The organism is Rossellomorea sp. FM04394 (genome assembly GCF_041889765.1).
Classification (GTDB): domain Bacteria; phylum Bacillota; class Bacilli; order Bacillales; family Bacillaceae_B; genus Rossellomorea; species Rossellomorea aquimaris_B.
The window spans coordinates 1,658,749-1,683,631 of the sequence record NZ_CP168654.1 but is presented as its reverse complement, the minus strand read 5'-3'; the positions used below and the strand labels follow the sequence as shown (position 1 = coordinate 1,683,631).

Annotated in this window: 27 protein-coding genes and 1 riboswitch; of the genes, 7 read left to right on the top strand and 20 right to left on the bottom strand. The window is 39.9% G+C overall.

What is annotated here, in order from left to right; translation table 11 throughout:
* Position 1 precedes the first annotated feature (1 nt).
* The 6 genes from ACCB35_RS08465 to ACCB35_RS08440 all read right to left on the bottom strand — a co-directional run bounded on the left by ACCB35_RS08465 (position 2) and on the right by ACCB35_RS08440 (position 7,843).
* Positions 2 to 853 carry an ABC transporter permease gene (locus ACCB35_RS08465; protein ID WP_374056539.1) on the bottom strand — a complete coding sequence of 284 codons (852 nt, stop codon included), beginning with the start codon at positions 851 to 853 and terminating at the stop codon, positions 2 to 4.
* Positions 850 to 1,785, bottom strand: coding sequence for an ATP-binding cassette domain-containing protein (locus tag ACCB35_RS08460; RefSeq protein ID WP_374056538.1), 936 nt, complete (start codon positions 1,783 to 1,785; stop codon positions 850 to 852). Before ACCB35_RS08460 ends, ACCB35_RS08465 begins: the two co-directional genes overlap by 4 nt.
* Entirely contained in the window at positions 1,782 to 4,184 is a 2,403-nt protein-coding gene (locus ACCB35_RS08455) for a hypothetical protein (RefSeq protein ID WP_374056537.1), read from the bottom strand. The genes ACCB35_RS08460 and ACCB35_RS08455 overlap by 4 nt, the downstream gene beginning before the upstream one ends.
* 741 nt (positions 4,185 to 4,925) lie before the next feature.
* Entirely contained in the window at positions 4,926 to 6,044 is a 1,119-nt protein-coding gene (locus ACCB35_RS08450; protein WP_374056536.1) for an N-acetyldiaminopimelate deacetylase, read from the bottom strand.
* A 114-nt stretch (positions 6,045 to 6,158) separates the two neighbouring features.
* Positions 6,159 to 6,869, bottom strand: a complete 711-nt coding sequence (gene dapD, locus ACCB35_RS08445) for a 2,3,4,5-tetrahydropyridine-2,6-dicarboxylate N-acetyltransferase (protein WP_374056535.1) — start codon at positions 6,867 to 6,869, stop codon at positions 6,159 to 6,161.
* Between the two features lie 95 nt (positions 6,870 to 6,964).
* On the bottom strand, positions 6,965 to 7,843 hold the full coding sequence (locus tag ACCB35_RS08440; RefSeq protein WP_374056977.1) for a LysR family transcriptional regulator: 879 nt from the start codon (positions 7,841 to 7,843) through the stop codon (positions 6,965 to 6,967).
* A 110-nt stretch (positions 7,844 to 7,953) separates the two neighbouring features.
* On the opposite strand from ACCB35_RS08440, the gene ACCB35_RS08435 reads away from it, so the two are divergent.
* Positions 7,954 to 8,679: a sulfite exporter TauE/SafE family protein gene (locus tag ACCB35_RS08435; RefSeq protein ID WP_374056534.1), complete on the top strand. Its 726-nt coding sequence runs from the start codon at positions 7,954 to 7,956 to the stop codon at positions 8,677 to 8,679.
* Here ACCB35_RS08435 and ACCB35_RS08430 read toward each other — a convergent pair.
* The 3 genes from ACCB35_RS08430 to ACCB35_RS08420 form a co-directional block, all read right to left on the bottom strand.
* Entirely contained in the window at positions 8,668 to 10,161 is a 1,494-nt protein-coding gene (locus ACCB35_RS08430) for an MDR family MFS transporter (RefSeq protein ID WP_374056533.1), read from the bottom strand. The genes ACCB35_RS08435 and ACCB35_RS08430 overlap by 12 nt on opposite strands.
* A 96-nt stretch (positions 10,162 to 10,257) precedes the next feature.
* Complete coding sequence (cbpB, locus tag ACCB35_RS08425; RefSeq protein ID WP_044337568.1) at positions 10,258 to 10,698, bottom strand: cyclic-di-AMP-binding protein CbpB; 441 nt, start codon at positions 10,696 to 10,698, stop codon at positions 10,258 to 10,260.
* A 157-nt stretch (positions 10,699 to 10,855) separates the two neighbouring features.
* The gene (locus ACCB35_RS08420; RefSeq protein WP_044337569.1) at positions 10,856 to 11,101 is read right to left on the bottom strand and encodes a YkuJ family protein; all 246 of its coding nucleotides are present in this window, start codon (positions 11,099 to 11,101) and stop codon (positions 10,856 to 10,858) included.
* A 154-nt stretch (positions 11,102 to 11,255) separates the two neighbouring features.
* Here ACCB35_RS08420 and ACCB35_RS08415 point away from each other — a divergent pair, with 154 nt between their 5' ends.
* Positions 11,256 to 12,212 (top strand): MBL fold metallo-hydrolase, encoded by a 957-nt coding sequence (locus tag ACCB35_RS08415; RefSeq protein WP_374056532.1) that lies wholly within the window; start codon positions 11,256 to 11,258, stop codon positions 12,210 to 12,212.
* The gene (locus ACCB35_RS08410) at positions 12,209 to 12,442 is read left to right on the top strand and encodes a glutaredoxin domain-containing protein (protein ID WP_374056531.1); all 234 of its coding nucleotides are present in this window, start codon (positions 12,209 to 12,211) and stop codon (positions 12,440 to 12,442) included. The genes ACCB35_RS08415 and ACCB35_RS08410 overlap by 4 nt, the downstream gene beginning before the upstream one ends.
* Positions 12,443 to 12,505: 63 nt before the next feature.
* Here ACCB35_RS08410 and ACCB35_RS08405 read toward each other — a convergent pair whose 3' ends face one another.
* The 6 genes from ACCB35_RS08405 to ACCB35_RS08380 form a co-directional block, all read right to left on the bottom strand.
* Positions 12,506 to 13,000, bottom strand: a complete 495-nt coding sequence (locus ACCB35_RS08405; protein WP_374056530.1) for a DUF3993 domain-containing protein — start codon at positions 12,998 to 13,000, stop codon at positions 12,506 to 12,508.
* Positions 13,001 to 13,214: 214 nt separating this feature from the next.
* Entirely contained in the window at positions 13,215 to 13,457 is a 243-nt protein-coding gene (locus ACCB35_RS08400) for a hypothetical protein (RefSeq protein WP_374056529.1), read from the bottom strand.
* 129 nt (positions 13,458 to 13,586) lie between these two features.
* Positions 13,587 to 14,810 (bottom strand): EAL-associated domain-containing protein, encoded by a 1,224-nt coding sequence (locus ACCB35_RS08395; RefSeq protein ID WP_374056528.1) that lies wholly within the window; start codon positions 14,808 to 14,810, stop codon positions 13,587 to 13,589.
* 145 nt (positions 14,811 to 14,955) lie between these two features.
* On the bottom strand, positions 14,956 to 15,723 hold the full coding sequence (fadH, locus tag ACCB35_RS08390) for a 2,4-dienoyl-CoA reductase (protein WP_374056527.1): 768 nt from the start codon (positions 15,721 to 15,723) through the stop codon (positions 14,956 to 14,958).
* A gap of 136 nt (positions 15,724 to 15,859) precedes the next feature.
* Positions 15,860 to 16,078, bottom strand: coding sequence for a hypothetical protein (locus ACCB35_RS08385; protein WP_044337575.1), 219 nt, complete (start codon positions 16,076 to 16,078; stop codon positions 15,860 to 15,862).
* Positions 16,079 to 16,393: 315 nt separating this feature from the next.
* Positions 16,394 to 18,394 carry an EAL domain-containing protein gene (locus tag ACCB35_RS08380; protein ID WP_374056526.1) on the bottom strand — a complete coding sequence of 667 codons (2,001 nt, stop codon included), beginning with the start codon at positions 18,392 to 18,394 and terminating at the stop codon, positions 16,394 to 16,396.
* Positions 18,395 to 18,632: 238 nt separating this feature from the next.
* On the opposite strand from ACCB35_RS08380, the gene ACCB35_RS08375 reads away from it, so the two are divergent.
* Together ACCB35_RS08375 and ACCB35_RS08370 are read left to right on the top strand one after the other, a co-directional pair.
* Positions 18,633 to 18,920: a hypothetical protein gene (locus ACCB35_RS08375; protein WP_082051140.1), complete on the top strand. Its 288-nt coding sequence runs from the start codon at positions 18,633 to 18,635 to the stop codon at positions 18,918 to 18,920.
* Between the two features lie 234 nt (positions 18,921 to 19,154).
* On the top strand, positions 19,155 to 19,622 hold the full coding sequence (locus ACCB35_RS08370; RefSeq protein ID WP_374056525.1) for a YkyB family protein: 468 nt from the start codon (positions 19,155 to 19,157) through the stop codon (positions 19,620 to 19,622).
* Between the two features lie 93 nt (positions 19,623 to 19,715).
* Here the strand turns inward: ACCB35_RS08370 and ACCB35_RS08365 are convergent, their stop codons facing one another.
* A complete protein-coding gene (locus ACCB35_RS08365) occupies positions 19,716 to 20,645 on the bottom strand; it encodes a chemotaxis protein (RefSeq protein ID WP_374056524.1) in 930 nt (309 codons plus the stop codon).
* Between the two features lie 155 nt (positions 20,646 to 20,800).
* Here ACCB35_RS08365 and ACCB35_RS08360 point away from each other — a divergent pair, with 155 nt between their 5' ends.
* A complete protein-coding gene (locus ACCB35_RS08360; RefSeq protein WP_044337578.1) occupies positions 20,801 to 20,998 on the top strand; it encodes a hypothetical protein in 198 nt (65 codons plus the stop codon).
* Between the two features lie 45 nt (positions 20,999 to 21,043).
* Here ACCB35_RS08360 and queE read toward each other — a convergent pair whose 3' ends face one another.
* The 3 genes from queE to queC are packed head-to-tail and all read right to left on the bottom strand — an operon-like array spanning position 21,044 to position 22,859.
* Entirely contained in the window at positions 21,044 to 21,766 is a 723-nt protein-coding gene (gene queE, locus ACCB35_RS08355) for a 7-carboxy-7-deazaguanine synthase QueE (protein ID WP_374056523.1), read from the bottom strand.
* The gene (locus ACCB35_RS08350; RefSeq protein ID WP_374056522.1) at positions 21,763 to 22,197 is read right to left on the bottom strand and encodes a 6-carboxytetrahydropterin synthase; all 435 of its coding nucleotides are present in this window, start codon (positions 22,195 to 22,197) and stop codon (positions 21,763 to 21,765) included. The genes queE and ACCB35_RS08350 overlap by 4 nt, the downstream gene beginning before the upstream one ends.
* Positions 22,194 to 22,859, bottom strand: a complete 666-nt coding sequence (queC, locus tag ACCB35_RS08345) for a 7-cyano-7-deazaguanine synthase QueC (RefSeq protein WP_374056521.1) — start codon at positions 22,857 to 22,859, stop codon at positions 22,194 to 22,196. The genes ACCB35_RS08350 and queC overlap by 4 nt, the downstream gene beginning before the upstream one ends.
* A gap of 124 nt (positions 22,860 to 22,983) precedes the next feature.
* Positions 22,984 to 23,028: riboswitch (PreQ1 riboswitch) on the bottom strand.
* 203 nt (positions 23,029 to 23,231) lie between these two features.
* Here queC and ACCB35_RS08340 point away from each other — a divergent pair.
* Positions 23,232 to 23,819 carry an HD family hydrolase gene (locus ACCB35_RS08340; RefSeq protein WP_374056520.1) on the top strand — a complete coding sequence of 196 codons (588 nt, stop codon included), beginning with the start codon at positions 23,232 to 23,234 and terminating at the stop codon, positions 23,817 to 23,819.
* A gap of 51 nt (positions 23,820 to 23,870) precedes the next feature.
* Here ACCB35_RS08340 and corA read toward each other — a convergent pair whose 3' ends face one another.
* A complete protein-coding gene (corA, locus tag ACCB35_RS08335) occupies positions 23,871 to 24,866 on the bottom strand; it encodes a magnesium/cobalt transporter CorA (RefSeq protein ID WP_374056519.1) in 996 nt (331 codons plus the stop codon).
* Between the last annotated feature and the right edge of the window lie 17 nt (positions 24,867 to 24,883).

Below are 24,883 nucleotides of genomic sequence, written 5' to 3'. Positions count from 1 at the left end.
CTCACCCTTTTTTAGCGCTCTTCACCTTCATACTTGGTCTTAGCTTCATAATACTGAGGGAAAGGGAAATCACTGCAAGAACAGTGTAAATGAGCAGGAATGAAATCCATAAAGGAAATGTGATGCCACTGCGAGTGTAAATTTCTTCAATCGCCATTGGCTCAAAATGCGCCATCATGACAATCCCCGGATTAAACATAGCGATTAGGTACGGTGCAGGATTGGTCTGATTCTGATAAGGGCCGCTCCCGATTGCCATTGAGAGCATAAAGAGGAATAACGTCCCCCCTGCAAGAAACAGAACCGTCGCATAGGTTGTGACCATCGACACGATCGTCTTTCGAATAATGGTTGAATATAAAACTCCGACGGAACCAAATGCAAAAACCAGGAACAAGCTATATCCGAACACAAAAAGTAAATCCGTTGGTGAAACTCCCCCGAACAAGAACACAAAGCTGTATAGAGGCAAACTTGAGATAACGAGTAATAACAAATAAGAAACGGACGATACCAGTTTACTCAGGATTATACTCATTGAGCTTTGCTCCGTCGTCAACAACATGCTTAACGTTTGTTTCTCTCTTTCTCCACTGATGACGCCTCCTGTTAACCCGGGTGTAATGAATAACACGAGAGCAAGCTGCAAAAATGAGAGAATCATAAACATCACACGGCTTTCTTCGGGGCGAAAATATCCAGTATTTGAAAATCTCGTTTGCATATAGATGAAACCGATCACGACAATTCCTACCGCAATCAAGTAGCATAACATCCCGATGAATGCCTTAAAGGAACGAAAACGAAGTTTAAATTCTTTATTTAACATAGGGTTGATGAGTAACTGCTTCAAGAAAGTGTCACTCCTTTCGTAATCTCCATAAAGACATCTTCCAAATTCGTTTCAGTCTCTTTGAAACTCACAATCTGGATGTCATTTAAGATGGCTTTTTTCAATAGCTCTATTTGCTCCATTTCCTCACCTTTATAAAGGAATTGAAATGTTCTATTCGCTTCATCCACTTCAACCTTTGAAACATAGGGGTCGTCTTCAAAGAATGCAACAGCACTCTCCACCATCCCCCGTACTTTCACGACAATCAATTTATCTGCCTGAAGTTGAAATTGAATATCCTGGACAGAGCCATGAGCTATGAGCTTCCCATTATCGATCACACCAATTTCATCACACATTTCCGCTAATTCGGGAAGGATATGGGATGAAATTAAAATCGTTTTACCCATTTTCTTTAGTTCTTTTAGAATTTCCCTCATTTCGATTCTGGCCCTCGGATCAAGCCCTGATGCCGGTTCATCTAGTATCAGCACTTCCGGATCATGGATAAGGCACCTTGCTAAACAAAGGCGCTGTTTCATCCCCCTGGATAAGAGGTCAACATAGGAGTCCCTTTTATGAGAGAGATTTACCAGTTCCAACAACTGGGGAATGAGTTTCTTTCTTTGCTCTTGGGGAATTTTATAGCTTGCACCATAAAAGTCCAGATACTCGTCAGCTTTTAATTGATCATACACTCCAAAGAAATCTGGCATATAGCCGATCTGCCTCCTGACCAATTTTGGATCTTTACTTATATTGAATCCGTTCACTGTAGCCGTTCCTGTAGTAGGAGCTAATAGAGTGGCCAATATGGAGAATGTCGTAGATTTCCCCGCTCCGTTTTGACCAACAAAGCCAAATACGGTTCCTTTCTCAATGGATAAGTTCAGATCATCAAGGGCCAGGAAAGACCCATAGCGTTTAGATAAGTTTTGAATTTCGATCATGGTCGGACCTCTCCTTTCAACACAATGTCAGGTAAACGAACAAACGGATCCCCTTGAGATCGTTTTTTAAACTCGAAAACGATTTCCCCATTGTCATTAATATATTTGTTCAATTTATCTTTTACTTCGATTGAGTTCGTGGATGATTCAGAAAGCACCATTCGTTCATCAGTTTGTGGATCGATCAGAGAAAACTGAAGCACCCCTCCTGTATGCAGAGTCATATTCAGCGAATGAAGAGTAACTTTAGATAAATCAAGCTGTTTTGGGAGGTGGATGGTTAGCTCATACGTGCCATCTTCAAGTCCCATCTCATTTGCACCATTATGTGAGTAATGCTCAATCACCTGTCCCTTTATAGGCAACACATCCAGATCAAGCTGTTCATTTCTAAGTGTAAAAGCACCCTTATAGTTTCCGAGGGATGGAAAATGTTGATAGAGTAATGAGAAATTTTCAGACTTGGATTCTTTGTTTTTAATCTTCATATTGAATATCTCCGCTTCTGTATACCCAAAAATGACCGGGGAGTTATTTTCATTATCCGCAGAAATCATTTGAGATGCGAAGTTTTCCAACCGTTCTTTCTTTTGCTGCTTGATATTTTGCTGATTCGGTAATGGCGCTGACATATTCGGGGTCATACCAATAGGAGAAGATAAATAATTCGTTGAAAGCTTTTTATCAACTTCGAGGGTGTCCCCGGCTTTCATATCTCCGAGACGATACATTCTGGACCCTGACCAAATATATACATCTGTAAAATCATATGGGAAATCATTTTGAATTGTACCGGATAAGGTTTGATCCTCTAACACTAATTCAGGTATAAACCTTCCTACTTCTTCCTTTTCGCTAGTACCGAGTAATGTCCTCGTGGACCAGTATTCTACATCCCGAAATGTAATGGATCGATTATCCTTCGTCATCTCTTCAACTGCAAACTTATACTGATCCACTCCCCCCGCACTATTCCTTACTCTTGCAGGTGTGATTTCTAAATTATGCTTATCTGAAACAAATTCATAGTCTCCCCCGGAGTTGGATAACGCGCTAAATGCTGAAATTCCGTGTACGCTCTTATCTTCCTCAACTTTTAAGACACTCATTTGATTCAAATGTGGCTTCGAGATTCTATCTTTAGCCCCGGTGATAAAGATGCCTGAGGAAACGAGGACCGAGATGGCAGGAATGATCCACCATGCTTGTTCACGCTTATCCACTTTTCTTAATAAGAAATACAGTAGAGGTACAAGGACAATCAAATAAATGATGAGAATGATGACTAGAGTACTTACTTTAAAATTGGTAGTCGGAAAGAGCTCATTGCTGTCAGCTACTTCATAATAAATCCTCTCCAGGAAACTTTGATCTCCGTTGGACTGGCCAAGTAAAAAGTATGGCTCTGTTTTAGAAAGGACATTTGCAAACCATTCGTCATAGCTTTCCCATGCATTTAATACAGGATCACCCAATGAGAATGCCGTCTGCCACACTTCTCCTAAGCCTTCGGAACTTTTCACGACCAATGGGATTCCGTCTTGTTCAACCAGAACATCCGATTCTGGTTGAACAGTTCCTTTATAGATTGCTAATGAGTTAAAGGAAGCCTCTATATTCTTCTTCACATTAAAGGTTGAAGTGTCGGAGAGTGTCGATTCTTCCCCGAACGTAAGAGGAGCCATATCTGTTGCAGATCCTAGAGTATCCTCTAAATGAGGAGCCCCTCCTATAAATAAAACACCACCTGCCTCAACCCAGCTTTTTAACGCGCTTTGTTGATCCTGGCTAAGTTCTGAAATATTGAATTGGTCAATGATAAGATAATCAAGCATTTGAAATCCGCTCTTCTCTTCAGGAATATTTTCCTTTGTGAGCGTTAATGCCTCTACCTGATTACCTCCCATGTTAGCCCCTTTAATTCCCTTCAAACGGTCAGGATTTTCACTCAATAAACCGATGGCTGTATAATTGCTATAGATGAAATTAGGAGTTAATCGTTTATCTCCTTTGAATTTCATCTCTTTCCCTTTTTCCCATGAGCCCTCGAATAAATGAATGGTCTCCTGATTTGAGTTATGCCTTATCTCGTCATTAAATCCTGGAATGGAAAATGTATATGTACGTGTGGAGTTTGCAGGAACATCTATTGATAATGCTCTTGCTCCTCCCGTCTGGTAGGAAGGTGCATAATCAAACAATAGATCTCCTTTGAAATCAGAACCTGTATTTTCGACGGTCACTTTAAGAGGGAAACCTCTTCCCTCCTTCACTTTTCCATCGATACCTTCTTCCACTGAAATTTTAATTTGCGCTTGTGCAAGTGTTGTATCTTCCATGACAAGAAACATCAAGAACCCTACTATCATCACAAATATTGCTTTCGTCGATCTTTTCACATGAATTCCCCTCTTTCTTTCTCTCTACAAAATAGACGAAATTATTATGGGAAAAGTTTCTATTATTTTTATCTTTTCCCTCAGTTTCCACCTACCCATAGTGTAATTTTACACTATTTTAATCTCTTAGCAATACAATTTTAGGAATTTATGTTAATTTTCCTTATATTAAAAGGCTCTTTTCGAAAAGATTGTTGCTTTTAACATCTGCCAATTACCATCTTTTAAATTTTTTTGTGACAGAGCTTCAACATGCGTAATTAAACCATGTAACTAGAAAGAATAATTCTCCTTTTTATAAAAGGGAAATCAATCTCAAATCTTAAGAAAAGGTTGTTTACTAATATTCTTGTTTTTATTGATTTCCATTAGGGATACATGCTCAGAAAGTTGATTCTCGTTGCAGGATGATCGACTCCTGCGGGAATAGCTGGACAGTACGAAAAGCGGAGGGGCTTTGCTCAGGGGCGACAAGTATAAGACGAGTCTGCCGGAAAGGCGCACTTTGCCTTTTTGGCAGACTTGGCTTATGACCTCGAGCCCCTAAGCCCCGTAGCTGGACAGGTGAGACCCCGGAGGCGCAGCCGAGGAGGCTCACCGCCAGCCCCGCGGAAAGCGAGCATCCTGGAGCGGAAATCAACTACTACACTCTTCATTAAGATAACCACAAACTTTGCGAAAAGAGCCTATAAAAAAATCACGGAACGATATCCAAAGATAACGTTCCGTGATTCACAGTCATTATTTTAATCCGCCAATATAATCTGAGAGAAGGGAGATGGCAAAATCTATCGCTTCCTCATCAGGGTTTAATTTAGAATGGTGCAGGCCATATGGAGAATTTACGCCAAGCCAAAACATAAAGCCTGGTATTTCCTCAAGCATATAACCAAAGTCTTCACCCGTCATGGCTTCTTGACAGATTACTAGGTTCCGATCCGTTTTTTGGAGGAAAGAAATGAAATGATTTGTCCACTCAGGATCATTGTAGACCTGGCGATACATGCTTCCATAATCTACCTGAATATCACAATCATAACTGATTTTCATACCTTCGATTAATGCTTCCAGCCGTTTTTTTACACTTTCCATCGACTCGGCTGAAAGGGTACGGATGGTACCTTCCAATCTGGCAGTTTCAGCAATGATATTTTGCACCGTCCCACTTTCCATTTTTCCGACGGTGATGACCGCACTGTCTAATGGGTCGACATTCCTTGATACGATCGACTGTATTTGTGTGACAAAGGAAGAGGCCACGACAATCATATCCTTGGTCTGATGTGGATAGGCAGCATGGCCCCCTTTCCCTTTAAAATCAATAAATAACTCAGACGTATTGGCAAAAAGCAGACCCTCTTTAATAGCCACCGTCCCCACTTCATATTCCGGTGCAATGTGAAGGGCGAAAATACAATCCGGCGTCCATTCCTGCATGATTTCACTTTCAAGCATTGGTTTCGCTCCACCTGGTCCCTCCTCTGCTGGTTGAAATATGAACAGAAGATCATCTTCTATCGGATGGTGAACGAAATGAGTTAAAACCCCCAGCTCAATGGACATATGAAAGTCATGGCCGCAGGCATGCATCCTCCCTTCATGTGTTGAAGGAAAATCCAAACCTGTTTCTTCCGTGATCGGCAGGCCATCAATGTCCCCGCGGTAGCCAATCATTCTTGTAGGATTTGTGCCATGAACCTTAACGAAGAGCCCTGTTCTCCAGGTCTTAATCTCTAATCGGTCAGCAGGCAGACTTGAAACATAATTCAATAGATATTGCTGTGTTTTAAACTCTTGAAACCCAAGTTCAGGAATTTGATGGAGATCTCTCCTGATCGACTTAAAGTCTAAAGTAGACATGGGTATCCTCCTTACATGGATAATAGATGGATAGTTAGTGAAAATGGGATCTTACAAGAAAAGAACAGACGACAGCCGTCCGTTCTCTCCTTGATCATACTATTGTTGAAATGTTTACAGTTGACGTAATTCTTGTTTTATTTCAGTCTTGGATTTTGTCTTTTCATCAATGTCTTTCAATTTCTTGGCTGGTGTACCTGCCACAACCGTGTATGGAGCTACATCATCGACGACAATCGCCCCGGCTGCTACGACAGCTCCTTTTCCGACTGTTACACCTTCAAGGACAACCGCATTTGCACCAATGACTACATCGTCTTCGATGACGACGGGTTTTGCAGATGGCGGCTCAATTACACCGGCCAGCACTGCACCCGCTCCAATATGACAATTCTTCCCTACTGTAGCACGGCCACCAAGTACAACATTCATATCGATCATCGTTCCTGCACCTACTACAGAACCGATATTGATCATTGCACCCATCATAATGACCGCATTGTCACCGATTTCCACTTGATCGCGAATGATAGCGCCTGGCTCAATACGCGCTTTAACCCCTTTTAGGTCAAGAAGAGGTATCGCCGAATTTCTGCGATCATTTTCTACTACATAGTCTTCGATTTTTTCTTTATTTTCTTCCAGAATAGCAGAAAGCTCGTTCCACTCCCCAAATACTACTCCGGAGTTTCCTTGAAGGAAGGTTTGAGAAGATGAACCAAAGTCGATTCCTTCTAAATCACCTTTCACGTAAACTTTCACAGGAGTTGATTTTGTACTATTTTGAATAAAAGAAATAATTTCGTTTGCGTCCATCATTTTCATAAGAACACCCTCCATAATTATGTATAAATTCAGAATTCGTTTCTTGAATTACTTTATCAAATTAAAGAGTGGAAGACAAGCCATAAAGGCGAATCCTATGAGTTTTCATGAATGAATTCGTTTACAACTTCAACAAACGCTTCCACTTGCCTTAATTGGAATGCAGAGTCATACCCGAGTAACCACGTATCCCGGTGTATCAACGAATCATGTTCATCGATTAAAGGTACTTTATAAATGTCATCTTCCATGCCGTCTAACGTGATGGCAGGCAATATTGCGTAGCCGATTCCATTTAATGTCATCTGCTTACAAGTTTCAATTTGATCTACAACAATCGTTCTTTTCGGTGTTGTCTGAAATTGACGATGCCACCAATCCTGAATTTCCTGATAATAATTTGAATCACTCTTAAATTGAATAAACGGTCGATCGGTTTTCATGACCTCTTCAATCGATTGGATTTCTCTATCCACCAAGTACAATGTATCTTGAAAGAGATGGTGTTTGGGCCCCTTCCAATCAGGCGTCCCCCTGATAATTCCGATATGCACTTCATTTTCATATATCGCTTTAAGAATTTCAGAGCTCCACCCTGTCATTAAAGAAATCTTGGCATGAGGATAGCTTTCAACGAATCGTTTGAGTACTTTAGGAAGCCAATTCTGACCCACGATGGATGCACAAGCTATCTTTAAGGTTCCATGCACCTCAAACTCCAAAGCTTGAATTCTTTCCTTCACACTCTCTTCCTTCTGCAACATCTCTTCAGCCAATTTCACTACAAGCTCACCGGCAGGGGTCAATGCAAGACCTTTTTGAGAACGGAGGAATAATTTTGTTCCCCATTCCTTTTCAATCGTCTGGAGTCGTTGCGATAATGCCGGCTGTGATACAAATAACCGCTCTGCTGCTTTACGCATGTTCATTTCCTGAGCCAGTACGTTTAGTAATTGATATTCAGAAAACGCCATTTCTTTCACCTTCATAAGTTTTTCTTATATTATATCTTAATTTATATAAAATTTCATTATCAGATGGAATGGAATACACTGATAGTAGATTTGAAAAGAGGTGTTGGATAATGGAAGTGGTTCTCTTTTTCACTGGATTGGTTGTAGCACTTGTTGGCACTTTGGCAGGGAGCGGCGGTTTGATTGGTATGCCGGTGATGCTTTTAATTGGTTTACCTATTCATACAGCAATCGCTACGGCTAAATTTTCAAATATCATCAGTTCTTTTTCAAGCTTTGTTTATTTAATTAGGGACCGGAAAGTTACATGGAAAGAATGTTTGCCCATTCTTCCCATTGCACTGGTTGGGGGATTATCGGGGGCATTTCTATCGGATAGCATATCTCCCTCCTTGCTCGAATGGATGGCCTTTTTCTTTCTACTGTTCGCTCTTTCACTAAGTATTTTAAAAGGATTCAAGCCAAGGGAAAAAAAACAGAAGCACTATCGGACATATGGATTTTTGTACTTAATCAGTACGTATGACGGTTTATTCGGACCAGGGCAGGCTACCATGCTTATGTACACTCATTTGTTACACGGGCTTTCGTATTTGAAATCAGTAGCTCTTACCCGTTTTCAAACATTTGTAAGCTGTTTAGGTGCATTTACGGTGTATTTTCATAATGGCCACGTCGAGTGGGAAGTTGCCATCCCTTTTGCTCTGGGTGCCCTTGTGGGGGCTCAGGTGGCGGTAAGACTAGCAGCTAAGCTTTCTACCAAACATGTACAAATCCTGCTAAACATCCTCACTTTCATTCTTATACTACAACTCGGAAAAAACCTATTTCTTTAGGGAACGGTCCCTTGGAAGGAATAGGATGCCGATAAAGCTAAACAGGGCGAAGAGGAGAACGACAACGTATACCGATTGCAAGGAACCTGTAAGTGCCCCTTGAAACAATTCGAGCACATCAGAAGATAAATTCTCTCTTTCCCCTTTATTTAAGAGCATGTTCACATCGTTAATGGAAAAGTCCTTATCGCTTTCATCTAAGTACGTCTGCAGCCGGCTGTTAAGGATTCCACCTAATAATGCAGCCCCTATCGTCGTACCTAAATTCCTCATGAACATATTGGTGGCAGTCGCGATCCCCCGTACCTGCCATTCGACAGTAGACTGAATAGAAACGATAAACGATGTTGAGGTGAGACCCATCCCTACACCTACAAAGAATGACCCACATGCAGCCCATAAAGGACCGTAGGATGGTTCCATCATCACAAAGATGCTTCCGCCCAGTATAAGAGATAATCCACCAATCAAGGAGGTCCTAAAATACCCGATCTTTAATAATAAGCGACCAGCTATCGTTGCCGAAATCGGCCATCCAATAGACATCGCCGTTAATGTAAACCCTGCAACTGTTGCGCTTTGCTCCATGACGCCTTGTACAAAGGCAGGAAGGAAGCTTGAAATACCGATTAACATGACGCCAGTTGTTAATGAAACGATATTGGCGACCAAAATGGAACGGACCTTCCATAAATCAAAAGGCATCATCGGCTGTGCCGTTCGCCGTTCTTGATAAATAAACGCTCCAAACCCCAAAATGAAAAGTGCGATCAGGAGTATTGCCTGCCAGGAATTCCAAGGTAGGTGAACCCCTCCCTCCACCAGTAAAAACATTAAAGATGAGAGGGATACAACCAATAGAAAAGCTCCCCCATAGTCGATAACCGTTTTTTTCTTTTCAACATTTTCATGTAAGTAAAGCCATAGACCAACGATAGATAATAAACCTAGCGGGATATTGACCCAAAAAACGTATCTCCAACTTGCATATTCAACCAATAATCCTCCGACAAGTGGTCCACTAATGGCAGATATCCCCCAAACACTTGATAAATACCCTTGTATTTTCGCACGTTCTTCCTTGGAATATATATCGCCGACGATGGTAGTTGCCATTGGTAGAACCGCTCCGGCTCCAAAGCCCTGTATAAATCTGAATAAGATCAATTGTCCCATCGTTTGAGCAAACCCGCATAAGATGGAGCCGATAAGAAAAATGACGATCCCAATCGTAATGATCGGTTTCCTTCCAAATAAATCAGATAGCTTTCCGTAGATCAGGACCGTAATGGCATTCATTAAAAGGTAAGCAGAAAACACCCAACTATAAAGAGAAAACCCACCGAGTTCCCCCACGATGGCAGGCATGGCGGTAGAGACGATTGTTGCTTCAATGGCCCCCATGAACATAGCCAGCATCACTGCGGCCAATACAAGCGGTTTTTTTGTCCTTTTGACTGAATTCAATTCCAAACTGCTCATCTTTTTCTCCTTTAAATCGTGTTCAATAAAAAATAAAGAGGATGACAAATATGCCATCCTATATGATCTTAACATTATGTAACTGCCATGAAGGGTTTAATCCCTTTTAAACAGTTGTCTTTGAAGTTGCTTTAACACAACTCTCCTTGTCATGATCCCTTCAAAGTACCCGTCATCAGAAACCACACATAGGAATGGGTGGTCCACTAAAAGCTCGAGTGCTTTCTTGAAATCCGATTGTAAGGATACACTGGGAAATTCAGTTGTCATGACTTCCTCTACCTTCTTTGTTTCAAGTTTTTCAAATTCAAAACGCTCGAGACCAAGAATGGAATCGGTAATTAAACTTGAACTAATCAAGCCCTGAAAACGAAATGTCGGATCAAGTACAGGGATGGCTGAGTAACCACTCTTTGTGAGTAATAGTAACGCATGTTCCAGGGAATTCCCTATTTGAACATGAGCAACTTTCTCAGAAGGAATAATGAAATCTTTAATATTCGTTTCTAATAACTCTTTGCTACTCAATGAAATCATGTATAACCCCTCATTTTAAAAAATAAGAATTTGCGTGCCTATCTATAAACAAAAGAAGCAGACACTAACCATTTTAACATACTGGAAGAAAAATGTATGTTTTGACGATTGGAATAAAGACTAAAAAAGATAACCACATGGTTACCTTTTTAGTACATCAATCTTGTTGAGCTTCTTGTAGAAGTTCAAAAATTTCAATCGCTGTAATGTCTATGTTATCAAAAGGAAAACTGCTTCCTTTTTCATTCATGACTTCAATTTCGAATGTATCTTGCTTTGGTAAATACTTTACCTCACAAATTTTCTTTCCATTGTATTCGAAAAATCGTTGTTGAGTTTCCCCTTGTTCACCTTGTTCTTGTAATGATTTTAATCTTTGTATAATTCCAAGAAGCTGAGACATAATTGGTCTCTCCTTTCCTGTTCTAATTCTTGGTCATAGCTTTTGCATTGTACCAGATTCTATCCTGTTAAATCTAATGTTTTGTCCTTTTTCTACATAAATTCCTTTATAATGAAAGGGTAGAAATATATTCTCCCCGGAAAGGATTGATTGGATGAGTATTTATCGTATAGATTCTCGAATATCCTTAGTTGATCTAATGGATCTGTCATTACAGGAACGTACAGGAAGTTATATAATAAACGAAGAGTCCCTTACCATTATCGAAACGTCTGCCAGTCCTTCTATACCTCATCTAAAAAAAGGTCTCTCTAAGTTAAACATTAATCTTGAAGATATTCAATACATAATTTTAACTCATATCCATCTTGATCATGCGGGAGGTGCAGGTCTTTTTCTGAATGAATGCCCTAATGCAAAGGTCATCGTTCACCCGAAAGCCAAACGGCACCTTGTTGACCCGACACGCTTGATCAAAGGAGCAAGAGCGGTATATGGAGAGAAATTCGATGAGCTTTTTCACCCGATTGTGCCAATTCCTGAAGAGCGATTGATTGTGATGGGGCATGAAGAAAAGCTGGAACTGAGCGAAAGCTGTACATTAACGTTTTTGGACACCCCTGGCCATGCAAATCACCATTTTAGCATCTTTGATTCTGTTTCAAATGGGATGTTCACCGGGGACACATGCGGGATCCAGTATTCTGTTGGGTCAAAGCACTTTTACTTCCCTTCCACCTCCCCCAATCAATTTAGTCCTGAACGAATGAAGGATTCGATTCGTTTGTATAAGGAGTTACATCTGGATCGTTTGTATTTTGGGCACTACGGTGTCACTGAAGAAGTATCATTTGCATTAGGGGAAGTAGAAAAATGGCTTGACCTTTTCATGGAAAAAAGTAAGGAACAGTTCTCTTCCAAAGTAACAGTGGAAGAGAACGTAAAAGCGATAACTTCTGTACTTTTTGATCTAACGAAAAGTACAATGATCCAAAAAGGCGTTGATCCGGACGACTCGATTTTCAAATTATTAAAGCTTGATATGAATGTATCTGCAATGGGAATCGCAGATTACTTCATTAGGCAAAGAAAAGGAGAAGAAACATCATGAAAATAGTCACTTTATACTCTCAACCAGAATGCCCCCCTTGTGAAGTAGTCAAAATGTTTCTGAAAGAACACAATGTTGACTATAAAGAAATTGATATCAAACAAGATGAACAAGCAAGAAATTATCTTGTGAAAGAGCTGAAGTCATATTCCACCCCAACCATCACAGTGGACTCCGAAGTAATATCAGGCTTCAACCTCGAAGCCCTTTCTGCAGCTTTAAACAAATAAGCATTGAGATGATTTATCAACAAAAAAGTTGGCCAATCTCTTTTTATGGCCAACTTTTAATATTTATTGAAGTTTTTCCGGTAATTCGTACGTTATGGATGAAACCTTCCATGTTCCTTCTTCTTCACTTACCATGACAGCTTCAACACCGGAATCCGTTGATACAGGCCCTTCTTCCTCCCCTGTCCGTTCTTCCCATACATACCAATTTCCATCTATGTATTCTACGTTAGTAGAGTCATCATACTTGAAAAATGGAATATAGTGTGATGCAAAGTCAGATCCAAATGTAATATAACCGCCCTCTACTTCATACACATTTTCCCTGATGAAGCTAGCTGTAAGATCCTTTGTGAAATACTGTGACAACTTGTCATTGATATGTTTCTTCGATTGTGGTTTTTCACTTAATGATACTTGGGTACGAAAGGCATCTTCCACAAGAGACAATGCGTTTTCTTTAGAAAATTCAGATGCTTGGGTTTGACTGACATGTCCACATGCCGCTGTAACGAGCCCTATAATAAGAAATAATAGCCATAATTTTTTCTTTTCCATATGCTTTCCCTCCCTTAATATGCTTGTTGAAATTATTGTAGCAATGGAAAATTGTCGATAGGTTATCATTTGTTCGTTAAATCCTAACAAGGACTGACATATATTTTGGTTTGGTTGTAAAATTCCCCCTATTGGTGACAGTCAAACACAAAAATCAATGGTACATTTACCCAAAAAAAGGGATGCCGCATGATTACATGCGGCACCCCTTTAATTATGATAAATAGCGAACGGACCAATATATAATGAACAGTGTAATTAGAATGGTTGCAATTAAGATAGACAAGAAAATAGGATTCCGGATATAAGGATGTTCCTTCACAACATCCGGAATATCTGTGTCATACTCACCCTTCAGCCTCTTCTCCTGTCCAGCCAGTTTAAAGGTATACACCAAAGAATAACCGGCTATCCCTATTACAATCAGGGCAAGCACAATCATATATATACTCATCATAGCCCCTCCTTACATAATGTCCTTAAGAATAATTTGTCCCAATAGGAAAAGGCTATACAAGAAAAGCGGAGGCGGCTCGATCAGGCCCGACTAGCATAAGGCGAATCTGACAGAGGGATACCTGGGGATTTAAAAAATCAAACCATCTTCCTCGAATAAAAATTCATATGAAAGATCCATAAATAAATATAAGCCATTGCCAAATGGAAACGAATAGGTCCGGATCGATTCTCCTGAATCAATATCGCTGTAAATGTCCGATAATAAACCTTTCTTATTGATCCTCATACGAATGATATTTTCCAGAAAGTAAGGGCGCCAGCTCCAGTTCTTCCCTTTGTACCTTGGTTCGATCCTCCATTTTTGATCAGCTTTTACTACGTTACTAGTCACTTGGAAGCCATTTTCATCACAAATGTACAGCCTGAAGCATTTATGTGTAAAATTCTTCCCTAACTCAAAAAGTATATCATCGAATTCAGTGCTCTGTTTTTTTATCATAATCAGATTTTGACTAATTTCTTTGTGCAGCACATCTGCGAATTCATACCCTGCTTCAAGATGCTTCTTCTCATATCGAATATAGTCCTGGCATTTTTCCTTCAGCTTTTCTTTTAGGAGATCGGGTTTCAAAAATGAGGCTGACGGGTGCTGAAGATAAAATCCTTGATAATAACGGCCGCCGTTCAACCAGGCAAACTGCAGTTGAAAGTTGATTTCGATATTTTCAAATAAGAGGGAAGCTCCGATTTTTCTGGCAAGCACCGACAAACTGTACAATATATCTTTGTATACTTTATTACCCGCATCATTTCGAAGCTGGAATAAATCCACCTTTAATATATCCGGTGAGAATTGCGATAGCCGATCCAACTGACCGCTATTACCGCCGACATTATCGATTGCGATTTTAATCCCATACGTTTTGTAATATAGAAGCAAATGGACCAGCTGATCGAAATCCCCTGAAAAGGTTTTTTCAGACAGCTCAATGACTGTCCGGTTCAAATTCAATCCCTTCTTTTCGTATTCCTGGAGGAGATCAAGTAAGGATTCTCCATGGTCAAGCATCAATAGCCTTGCATCACGGTTTAGAAAGATGTCCCCCTCTTGTCCCTCTTGTAAAAATTTGTTTAGAGCAAGCCTGGTTATTCGTTCGTCCACTTCAACTTTATATTCATCCGGTATTTCTTCATCTCCAAAAAATGGACCAAGACTCTCAATTGTTCCTTCATCGACTTCTATTCTCCCTAATACCTCGTAGCCGATGATTTTATGTTCATCCGCACTGAAAATTGGTTGAAAGTACGGAATCACTTTTTCAATATTGGTTAACACTTCTAATGCGTCCATGCGCACTCCCCCACCATTACTCATGTTTTTTTGCATAATTATAACACAACTATACAGTGGAATTGAAAACACATAAAAAAAAGCTTTCCCTGCACTGTCGTCTAGACATATGGGGGAAAGCTTTTAATCCTTTGTTCATGCTTTATTAGAATGGAAATTGATTAAGCCATTGGCCCCCATCCATTGTGATGCATTCTCCGTTTATATACGCCGCTTGATCTGACGCAATAAAATAAGCAAGGCCGGCGATTTCTTCCGGTGTCCCTAACCGTTTTAACGGGACGCTATCAATCGTTCTTTTCGCTGCCTCATCAGAAATCCAAAGCTTCTCTGCCCCACCGGTTCTTTCAATTGGTCCAGGTGCAATGGCATTTGTACGAATACCGTATTTATGGCCCCACTCGACGGCAAGCGTGCGCGTTAACGATAAAACCCCAGCTTTTGCTGCAGCTGAATGAGCCACACCTGCACCTGCATTCCAGGCGTAAGTGGCAACCATATTTATAATGGATCCCTTTTGTTTGTGCTCAATCCAATAATTCCCTACAGCATGTGAGCAAAGGAACGTTCCATTAAGGACGATATCAATAACAGATTTCCAGCCATTAGGAGTTAGCTTTTCCGCCGGACAAATAAAATTTCCTGCTGCATTGTTTATGAGCACATCAATTTTGCCGAATTTCCCTGCAGTAAATTCAACCATGGCCTTGACGTGTTCTTGTTCCCTTACATCCATTTGAAATACTTCAATACTTCCATTAAGAGAAGAAAACTCTTCTTTCACCGATTGAAGCCGTTCTTCATTTCTCCCTGTTACGACGACGCTTGCGCCAGACTCTACAAAGCGCTTCGCCATATATTTCCCCATACCATTCGAACCGCCTGTTACAATTACAACTTGTTGTTCTCCCATATGTAACTCCCCCTCATTAATGAATGAATGCTCACTCACAATTTTATCATATAGAGATGCGTTGCAACCATTTTGACAATAAAAAAAGACTGATTTTTAAGAAAATATCTTTTTCTTAAAAAATCAGCCTGAAAAATCAACCATCCGGATTGTTAACAATGGTATCGTGTAATTGCGCCAACGCCTTAATAATGGTTTTATTTCTCTTATATCCTTTTGCTTCAATCGAAACATTATTATATGAAACAACTACCTGGCCTAAAGATCGAGGAGATTTAAAGCCATATACATATACTTTAATCGTTCCTCTATCGGTAGGGAGAAATAGGATTTCCATACGTTTTGTCTTTTTCATAATCCCTCTCCTTCATTAAGCATTCGGAACTCTGATTCACTTGGAATGCGATTTTATCGCTTCCAGTCTATGAATCTTTTACTCTCCTCACTTTAAAATAAGTCATAGGAACTACTCTGTCAAACATTTCATTGCATTTAGTAGACGTACGTGAAAAAGCATGAAAATAAAAACGTATCTTCAATTCAAATGACAGGTTGCCTAGAAATAGTCGGACAAGAACGTTACATAAGAACAAATTGCTGTTCCTCGATTTCCTTTGGGCAAATCGGTTTACTAAAGAAGTACCCTTGAGCTTTTTGGCAGTTTGCCTCTTTAAGAAAGTACTTGTCCCTCCCTTTCTACACCTTCTGCAATCACTTCCAGTCCCAGACTATGTGCAAGATGGATGATGGTAGTCGTTATGGCAGAGTCCTTCTGATTCATTCCTATTTCCTTCACAAAGGATTGGTCGATCTTTAATATATCGATTGGAAATCGCTTTAAATAATGAAGTGAAGAATATCCGGTCCCAAAATCGTCAACAGAAATGTATACACCCAGATTTTTTAGCTTTTTCAGCATTTTCAATGTTTGTTGAGTGTCTTGCATGGCTCCCTCCGTAATTTCAATTTCTATGCAGGAAGCGGGTATATTATACGTTGATAAATAGAAATCAATTGTATCCACCAATTGCTCCTGTAGAAATTGCTTAGGGGAAATGTTGATAGCTACACGCACTGTCCTGTACCCTTTTTTTCTCCATTTTTGCAATTGTAAGCATACTTGCTCCATTACCCATTCACCAATCTGGTGAATCAAGCCCGTTTCTTCTGCCAAGGGAATAAACTGTGCCGGTGTTACAAACCCAAATTTACGGTTGTTCCAGCGAATTAACGCTTCGAAGCTATCGATGGTGCCAGTCGATAAATTCACCTGTGGTTGATAATGGACATACAGTTCACCCTTTTCAATAGCTTTTCGTAAGTGGGATTCCATAATGATATAATTAGGAAAGCTTGATTTCATATGCGTTTGGTAAAAGCGATAATGGGCTCTTCCTTTTTCTTTTACTTCAAAGAGAGCTTGAGCAGCTTTTTGAATGAGTGAATTAGAATCATATCCATCTGCAGGATAACGGCTGATTCCAATCGAAGGTGAGATGTAAAATTCCTGCTCATCAATAGTAAAAGAGTCTATGAACAGCGCTAAGATTTCCTTCGCCTTCGTTTTGGTATCTTCAACATTACTATTCTTCAACAGAAAGATAAATTCATCACCGCCTTGCCTGTACAATAGACATTCTTCGTTCGTAAGAGTTACCAAACGCTCTGTGATTTTTTTTAGAAACCGGTCGCCTCCCTTTAAACCAAGAGTATCATTTACAAATTTAAACCGATCTAAGTCCAAGTATAAAAGCGAGAGCTCTATACCTCTTTCTTCCATATTATGAATGATTAAAGGGACATGATCATCCAATGCTTTCCTGTTCCAAAGACCCGTTAATTGATCGTGAAGAGCCATATAATGAATTATTTCATTCTGTTCATGGTGCTTGGTTGTATCCTTCACGATAATATAACAACCATCACACTTTTCTTCTACAACGATGGGAATCATTTTTAATTGAGTTATCTTCTCTTCTCCTGCTTCGTTTAGTAGTAGGCAATGTTCAATGGAGGAGGGCGTTCCTTTTAAGGTTTGAACAAGTGAACCGGTTAGGGTGTTCTCATTTTGAGAGTGAAACAAATCATAGATTCTCATGTTCACCAAGGTTTCTTTCAAATAGCCGGTTAATGAGCATCCTGCTCCGTTGGACTCTTTGATGAACCCATGTGAATCCAGAATAAATATGGCATCCAGATTATGTTCAATAATGGATTTGTATCGTTCTTTCGCTTTTACTAATTTCTTCTTCTCTGCAATGGACGAAGTAATATCTCTTGTTATGGAAACCACGTACTCTACTTTTCCACTTTCATTCTTTATGGGTGTGAGAATCGATTCGTTTACCACTTGGCTTCCATTCAAATGGAAAAACGTATCCTGATAGATGATCTTCTCTCCTGATTGCACAAGTTTGGTGTATTTCTTCTGTATGTCAGTAGCCATCTCAAATGAAACAACTTCCTCCAATAATCGCCCCATATCCTCAATATGAATAGACGTGTACCTTCTAGCAGATTCATTTATGTACAGGTACCTGAAAGTAGGCCCCTCTTCAACCTTCATAATGAAAATCATATCATGAATATGATCTAAAATTAGTTCCTTCAAAACAGTGTCAAGCATCTCTTGATCTTGACCGATAGTATTATTAATGGTTGTCCATTTCATGGATTCTTCATCCTCTTAGGCTTCTGTCATTTTCTACATCAAGTATCCTGATTATATTTTACTAGTTAAACCAGGAATTTCCTACATTCCTGTAAGAATATTCATCATTTTCTTCACGTTTAATTACTTTAGACCCATATGGATACTCGATTCGACTGCCCATTATATGTGAGACAGGCGCGCAGCTCGATTATGGACCATACACTAAAGTGAATAGAGAGAGGAGGTTTTTTGTTTAATGTATCGACATGCATATTACCCATATGAGAGTTACCCACAGTATAGAGGAGGAGATCAACGTTTCTTCCCCTTCTTTGGATTACCGTTTTTAGCAGGTGGTTTAGCAGGATTGGCCATTAGCCCGTTCCTTTTCAACAGACCTTGCTACGGTCCTGCTTGCTATCCACCTTATCCACCATACGGAGGGTATCCTTATCCTGCTTACCAACAACCCTATGGAGGAAATAATTTTCAATCTTCACCATACAACTTTACAGAGAATATAAATATATACCCCCAAAGATAATCAAAAGGCTCACCTGAAAATGTATGGGTTACATTCTTTAGGTTGAGCCTTCTGATATTTACTCTCAACAACGCCGGCCCGGTTACTCCTTTCCCCGCATAAGTTAATGTTATATTTAGATAAACCCCGTCTAAAATATACTTATCTTTCAACAAGAAACTCCCCACCGTACCTTTCCAATACCAGAAAAAGGAGGTATAATGGAGATTAATACATTGGAAAGGAGCCATTAACTTGAGGAATACTAGTAAATCCACCCCTTCTTCCACATCCGTAATCACCCTCTCTCAAGCTATTTTCACTGTGAACCGTCATGCGAAAACAGCAGGTAATCCAAAATACTTATATTCATTAAAAAAACGAGCCTTAATGAAAATGATCCGAGAAGGTAAAGCGAAGAAAGTTGGACTTCACTTCTCCAACAATCCAAAGAACAGTCAACAACAATCTGACGTATTGATTGATTGCGGGGATTATACCTTCCATATCCCACCATCAAAAGAGGATTTTAAGGCACTGCCTCACCTTGGGTCACTTAATCAATCTTTAAGAAATCCTAGATGTAAGATGGGACTTCAGCAGGCAAAAGGGATTTTAGAACAATATACAGGAATGTCCGAACAGAATGAAAAGCCTCGAAAGCCGGGAAAGAACAATTATCAAAAACCCGTCTTCAAAAAGTTGGGCGATAGCTACTTTTAATGGTCGATGTTTTTAATATATAACGCATATTTCTTCTCAAGGGTTCCGGCCAAATGCCGGAACCCTTTTGTGTATCTTTCTTTTTCCTTGCTTCTACAATATATGTTGATCGATTTTCATGATCAGGTCAGCAATCCCCGGTTTACTGACTTGATCTTCTGCTCCGACCGTTTCACCTTTATGTTTTAAATCATTTGTAATAAGTGAAGAAAAAATGATTACAGGCAGTTTATTTAGCTTAGAATGACTCTTTATTTTTTTGGTCAAATGATGCCCATCCATTCGTGGCATTTCAATATCTGTTAACACAAGCTGGACAGTCTTTTCAATATCCTGATTCCCTTCGACCAGTGACTCCAGATAGTTGAATGCATCGGCTCCATTTTCAAAAAACTCCACTTCTTCATATCCTGCTTCACTCAATGCATCATTCAAAAGCTTACGGATTAGAGGAGAATCCTCTGCTGCAACAATCTTCTTATTCCTTCTCTCCCTTTGCCCTAACTTCTTCACTTGTTCCACCCGGATCCCTGTTTCAGGATTGATTTCCTGCATAATACTCTCAAAGTCCAATAACAATATCATTGACTCGTTTCGCTTGATGACCCCTATTATTCCGGAATGGACCCCTGAAGACATTTCTGAAGGCTTATCAATTTGATTCCAAAAAATCCTATGTATTTGAGTTACGTTATGGACAAGAAAAATGACCTTCTGTTGATTAAACTCAGCAACAATATACTTTGATTTGGATGTTTCCTCCCCTTCCACACCAAGCACCCTTGCCATATCAATAACTGGAAGAACCTCTCCCCTCAATTGAATGAGTCCTTTCACATTATGGTGGGAATGAGGGATTGGGATAACGGGGGTAGGCTCGATAATTTCCTTCACCTTAATCACATTTATACCAAATTTATTGTTTTGAACTTCAAATTCAACTATTTCAAGTTCGTTGGTTCCACTTTCAAGAAGAATACCGTTTATTTGATTCAATTGTTTTTCGTCCTTCCATACAAACATGAGTATTTACCTTACTCTTCTTATATCGAACAATTGAGAAACATGTTTAAAGGTAAACATGAAAAAAGTCGGCAGTCACGTTCTGCTATCTATACGTGACCTAAAAAGTAATAGAAAATGAATCCCTATACATACTAAGAAGAGGAGGTGTTGATATGACCGACCGAAGGTACCTAGAGAATAAGTTGCCTGATTTCGATGAAATAAGTGACCACATTCTCCCCTCACAGAACAACCTTCCCATTATTGCCTTGGGGAAGAACGTGGATGGAAAGGATGAACCCTCTGAACTTTCTTACATAGAGGGTCAAAGGAGAATAAGACAGGAACATGATGAAAATCCAAGGAAATAAAAAGAAAAAAAGCGATTGAAGGACTCCCCTTCAATCGCTTTTTCCTTATACTCCACGCTTGTTCCCCCATACCAAGGTATGCAATTGCGGTAGTACCCGCACGTGATTTAATTCTTCCCTATCGCAGACCTTTTCAATGAGTGTCTCATAATCCAATAATAAGTTAGACACCAATTTAGCTGTATCTCCTTCTGTAACAGAAGGATTACCTGTCTGGATATAGAATGGAACATCAGGATAACGTCTATGAATTTCTGTGGCATATTCTAAGTCCAGATCATCAAAGACAACTACTTTTAAGCTGAATTGTGAGCGATTTTCACTTAGACGATGAACAATATGATCCAGCATCTCAAAGTCAATACCCATTTTCGAACTGGGTGGCTTTGGAGAAAGAGTGAGATCATCTATATCATAGAACCAATCCTGCCAGCGGCTCCCTTGAGTTTCTAAGGCCGAAGCAATACCATTCTCCTTTAAGATTTCGATAAGCTCCTTCAAATGAGCCAATAGAGCAGGATTCCCGCCGGAAATGGTTACATGGGAAAACTTATTTCCGCCAACTTCCTTTAGTCTGTTCCACACTTCCTCAGCCGTCATAAGCTGTATATCCTCTTTGGCAGAACCATCCCACGTAAATGCAGAGTCACACCATGCACAGCTATAATCACATCCGGCAGTCCGTACAAACATCGTCTTTTGACCGATGACCATCCCTTCCCCTTGTATGGTAGGGCCAAACACTTCTAGAACAGGGATTTTCCTCATGGCCTCTTCCCCTTTGGTCTGTAAAGACAATAGCTTGTTGGTGTTTCTCTCAAAAACACCTGAAGGCATTGAGGTCGGTGAGGAAGTGTGTCTAAATGAGATTGGATGATTTCCCACATCACTTTTGCCACTACTTCAGTAGTCGGAAACACATTGCCCCGTTCTAAAGAAAATATTTCATCATTGTTCATCAATTTATGATCAAAACGCTTATGGATCAATTTTTTGATATGCTGAAAATTAATAAGGAACCCTGAATCATCAAGTTGATCCCCACCAATCGTTATATTGGCAAAATACGTATGACCATGAATCTCCTGACAGCTGCCTGCTTCCGGATGAGGAATATAATGTGCTGCCGCAAAATGCATGTCTTTATTTAATTCAAATTCAAAAGAATGGTCGGGAGTAGGGTAAATTTGTTGAATCATGATCCCATTCCTCCTTCTTTGATCTGCACATATTCATCCAGTCCTCTTTGTCTAAGGTCACAAGCAGGACACTCGCCGCATCCGCTGCCTTTTATTCCATTATAGCAAGTAAGGGTATTTTCCTGAACATATTGGAAAGCCCCTAACCTATCGGCCATTTCCCACGTTTGTGCTTTATTGATCCACATGAGTGGGGTATGAATCACAAACTGATCATCCATAGATAGATTGAGGGAAACATTCAACGATTTCACAAAAATATCCCGGCAATCCGGATACCCGCTAAAATCTGTTTCACATACTCCCGTTACAATATGCTTCGCACCAATCTGCTTCGCCAGTATCCCGGCAAATGATAAGAATAATAGGTTTCTTCCAGGAACAAAGGTAGAGGGCAATTCACCATCCCGATGGGTGATTTCTTCATTAGCCCGTGTTAATGCACTTGGTGCCAGTTGATTCAATAAACTCATATCTAATACATGGTGAGGTACATTCAGGTCCTCTGCAATCTCTTTTGCACAGTCCAGCTCTGCAACATGTCTCTGACCATAGTTAAATGTCACCGCTTCTACTTCTTTAAATTGTTGCTTCGCCCAAAATAAACACGTTGTACTATCTTGACCTCCGCTGAAAACGACTAATGATTTCTCTGTGTTCATAAAGGTTCTCCTTTCTTTTCTACAGGCTCTTTTGCCATGAAAAGAAGAAAGAGATTCTCTAATACCCTATAATATTGGCTTTAAAGCCGTCATTAACAAAAAATAACGACACCTAAGGATGCCGTTTTCCTTAGTTTTTTATAGAGGGTTGTGCTAGAACCTCTCGGGACGCACTTTTTGTCCCAGTTCTTCTTCTAATTGTCCTCAACCAATATAACGTTTTTTCTTAAAAAAATCTACCGTTTACAGGGATATTACCTGAAAATACATTTCTTTCGGGACCACGTCCCCATATTAAGGACTATCAACAATTTGCAAGTTCCCCTTCCCCTCCTCATAATGAAGAGGAGAATAACCATTGGAGGGTATGGCATGTTAGCTGATATGATCAATTTCATTAAAGAGGTAGACAAACTAAAGACGATCGAACGCCGTACATACATAAGTGACCAAAGCCGTAAAGAAAACAGCGGCGAGCATTCCTGGCACGTATGTGTGATGGCGATGACCTTATTTGAAGTGTATGAGAAAAACCACGAAACAGAACTGTTCACTTCCATTCAGATGCTTCTTCTTCATGACATTGTGGAAATTGATGCAGGTGATACTTACGCGTTTGATGAAGGCGGTTATGAGGACAAGAGAGAACGGGAAGAGCTTGCTGCTGATCGAATCTTTGGATTGCTTCCTGAAAAGATGAGAACCGAATACCGCTCCCTGTGGGATGAGTTTGAAGAAGGAAAGACCAATGAAGCTCTTTATGCTGCGATCATTGACCACATTCAACCTCTTCTCTTAAATATTTCGACAGAAGGAAAGTCGTGGATGGAACATACGATTTACGCTCATCAGGTTTTAAACCGTAATGCTTGGATTAAGGAAGCTTCTCCCCGGATTTATGCTCAAATAAACGAATGGGTTGAAATGGGGGTTGAAAAAGGCTGGCTTATGAGAAGATAGAATCCTAAAAAAGCAGTGTCTTCCTTAGAAGTCACTGCTTTTTTGGCTTACTTATTTCAAGCGGAGAAGCCTTCTTCGTTTTCTCCGTTTTTTCAAGCCGAACCTGAGCCAGCCGATTTTCATAAAGAACCCAAACATGACCAGTGCTATTATGCCCATGACTCCAAGAACGATAAAGTATCCGCTTCGCTCATCCAGTTCCGGCATATAGGCGAAGTTCATCCCATATAAACCCGCTATAAACGTAAGAGGCATAAATATCGTCGTAATGACGGTCAATGTCATCATGATGTTATTCATTTTATCTGAATTGATGGATAAATAATTATCCCTGATATCTGATGAGAATTCACGATACGATTCAAGCATCTCGACAAGCTTGATTAAATGATCATACACATCATTGAAATAGAGCTGCTCTTCCTTCAATGCATTCAATCTTCCGGAATTGCTGATCCGATACAATAAATCCCGCATGGGTACGAGGGTTCTTCTTAACTTTGACATATCATGACGAATATCGAATAATTCATCCATCAGATCACTATCAGCCTCTTCATTTGTATTATCTTCAATTGTATTGAGTCGATCTTCTATACCATAAACAAGCGGAAAATAATCATCCACTAACCGGTCGACAATTCCATGCATGACCTTAAAAGGACTGAGTTGATCCCCTTCTTGATGGACTTTTTCCCATACATTATTTATTTCCCTGACAGGCTGTTTATGAAATGTAACAATAAAACTGGAGTTTACAAACATATTCACTTCGTGTGAATCCAGCGTTTTCTTATTAATGGCATGCAGAAGGACAAATATGTATTGATCATAAAAATCGAGCTTGGCCCGCTGACTGAAATCGTCCAGGCAATCCTCTATCGCAAGTGGATGGAAACGAAAATACAGCTTAAGTAACCGAATATCCTTGCTGGTAGGCTCTGAAAAATCCACCCAATACCATTTAACCGCTTTTTCCTTAATTCTGGATAAGGGAACATTATGTTCAATTTCCCCATTTTCCATAACAATACTCGTACGAATCATTTGGCTCTCCCTAACTG

Coding starts and splice junctions, on each gene's coding strand:
- ACCB35_RS08350 (WP_374056522.1), bottom strand. CDS start 22,197: ATGATTCAACAAATTTACCCTACTCCCGACCATTCTTTTGAATTTGAA.
- ACCB35_RS08435 (WP_374056534.1), top strand. CDS start 7,954: ATGGAAGTGGTTCTCTTTTTCACTGGATTGGTTGTAGCACTTGTTGGC.
- ACCB35_RS08360 (WP_044337578.1), top strand. CDS start 20,801: ATGACCGACCGAAGGTACCTAGAGAATAAGTTGCCTGATTTCGATGAA.
- ACCB35_RS08405 (WP_374056530.1), bottom strand. CDS start 13,000: ATGGAAAAGAAAAAATTATGGCTATTATTTCTTATTATAGGGCTCGTT.
- ACCB35_RS08430 (WP_374056533.1), bottom strand. CDS start 10,161: ATGAGCAGTTTGGAATTGAATTCAGTCAAAAGGACAAAAAAACCGCTT.
- queC (WP_374056521.1), bottom strand. CDS start 22,859: ATGAACACAGAGAAATCATTAGTCGTTTTCAGCGGAGGTCAAGATAGT.
- ACCB35_RS08415 (WP_374056532.1), top strand. CDS start 11,256: ATGAGTATTTATCGTATAGATTCTCGAATATCCTTAGTTGATCTAATG.
- ACCB35_RS08380 (WP_374056526.1), bottom strand. CDS start 18,394: ATGAAATGGACAACCATTAATAATACTATCGGTCAAGATCAAGAGATG.
- ACCB35_RS08460 (WP_374056538.1), bottom strand. CDS start 1,785: ATGATCGAAATTCAAAACTTATCTAAACGCTATGGGTCTTTCCTGGCC.
- cbpB (WP_044337568.1), bottom strand. CDS start 10,698: ATGATTTCATTGAGTAGCAAAGAGTTATTAGAAACGAATATTAAAGAT.
- ACCB35_RS08410 (WP_374056531.1), top strand. CDS start 12,209: ATGAAAATAGTCACTTTATACTCTCAACCAGAATGCCCCCCTTGTGAA.
- queE (WP_374056523.1), bottom strand. CDS start 21,766: ATGAGGAAAATCCCTGTTCTAGAAGTGTTTGGCCCTACCATACAAGGG.
- corA (WP_374056519.1), bottom strand. CDS start 24,866: ATGATTCGTACGAGTATTGTTATGGAAAATGGGGAAATTGAACATAAT.
- ACCB35_RS08340 (WP_374056520.1), top strand. CDS start 23,232: ATGTTAGCTGATATGATCAATTTCATTAAAGAGGTAGACAAACTAAAG.
- fadH (WP_374056527.1), bottom strand. CDS start 15,723: ATGGGAGAACAACAAGTTGTAATTGTAACAGGCGGTTCGAATGGTATG.
- dapD (WP_374056535.1), bottom strand. CDS start 6,869: ATGAAAATGATGGACGCAAACGAAATTATTTCTTTTATTCAAAATAGT.
- ACCB35_RS08400 (WP_374056529.1), bottom strand. CDS start 13,457: ATGATGAGTATATATATGATTGTGCTTGCCCTGATTGTAATAGGGATA.
- ACCB35_RS08375 (WP_082051140.1), top strand. CDS start 18,633: ATGTATCGACATGCATATTACCCATATGAGAGTTACCCACAGTATAGA.
- ACCB35_RS08365 (WP_374056524.1), bottom strand. CDS start 20,645: ATGTTTGTATGGAAGGACGAAAAACAATTGAATCAAATAAACGGTATT.
- ACCB35_RS08420 (WP_044337569.1), bottom strand. CDS start 11,101: ATGTCTCAGCTTCTTGGAATTATACAAAGATTAAAATCATTACAAGAA.
- ACCB35_RS08395 (WP_374056528.1), bottom strand. CDS start 14,810: ATGGACGCATTAGAAGTGTTAACCAATATTGAAAAAGTGATTCCGTAC.
- ACCB35_RS08440 (WP_374056977.1), bottom strand. CDS start 7,843: ATGGCGTTTTCTGAATATCAATTACTAAACGTACTGGCTCAGGAAATG.
- ACCB35_RS08385 (WP_044337575.1), bottom strand. CDS start 16,078: ATGAAAAAGACAAAACGTATGGAAATCCTATTTCTCCCTACCGATAGA.
- ACCB35_RS08450 (WP_374056536.1), bottom strand. CDS start 6,044: ATGTCTACTTTAGACTTTAAGTCGATCAGGAGAGATCTCCATCAAATT.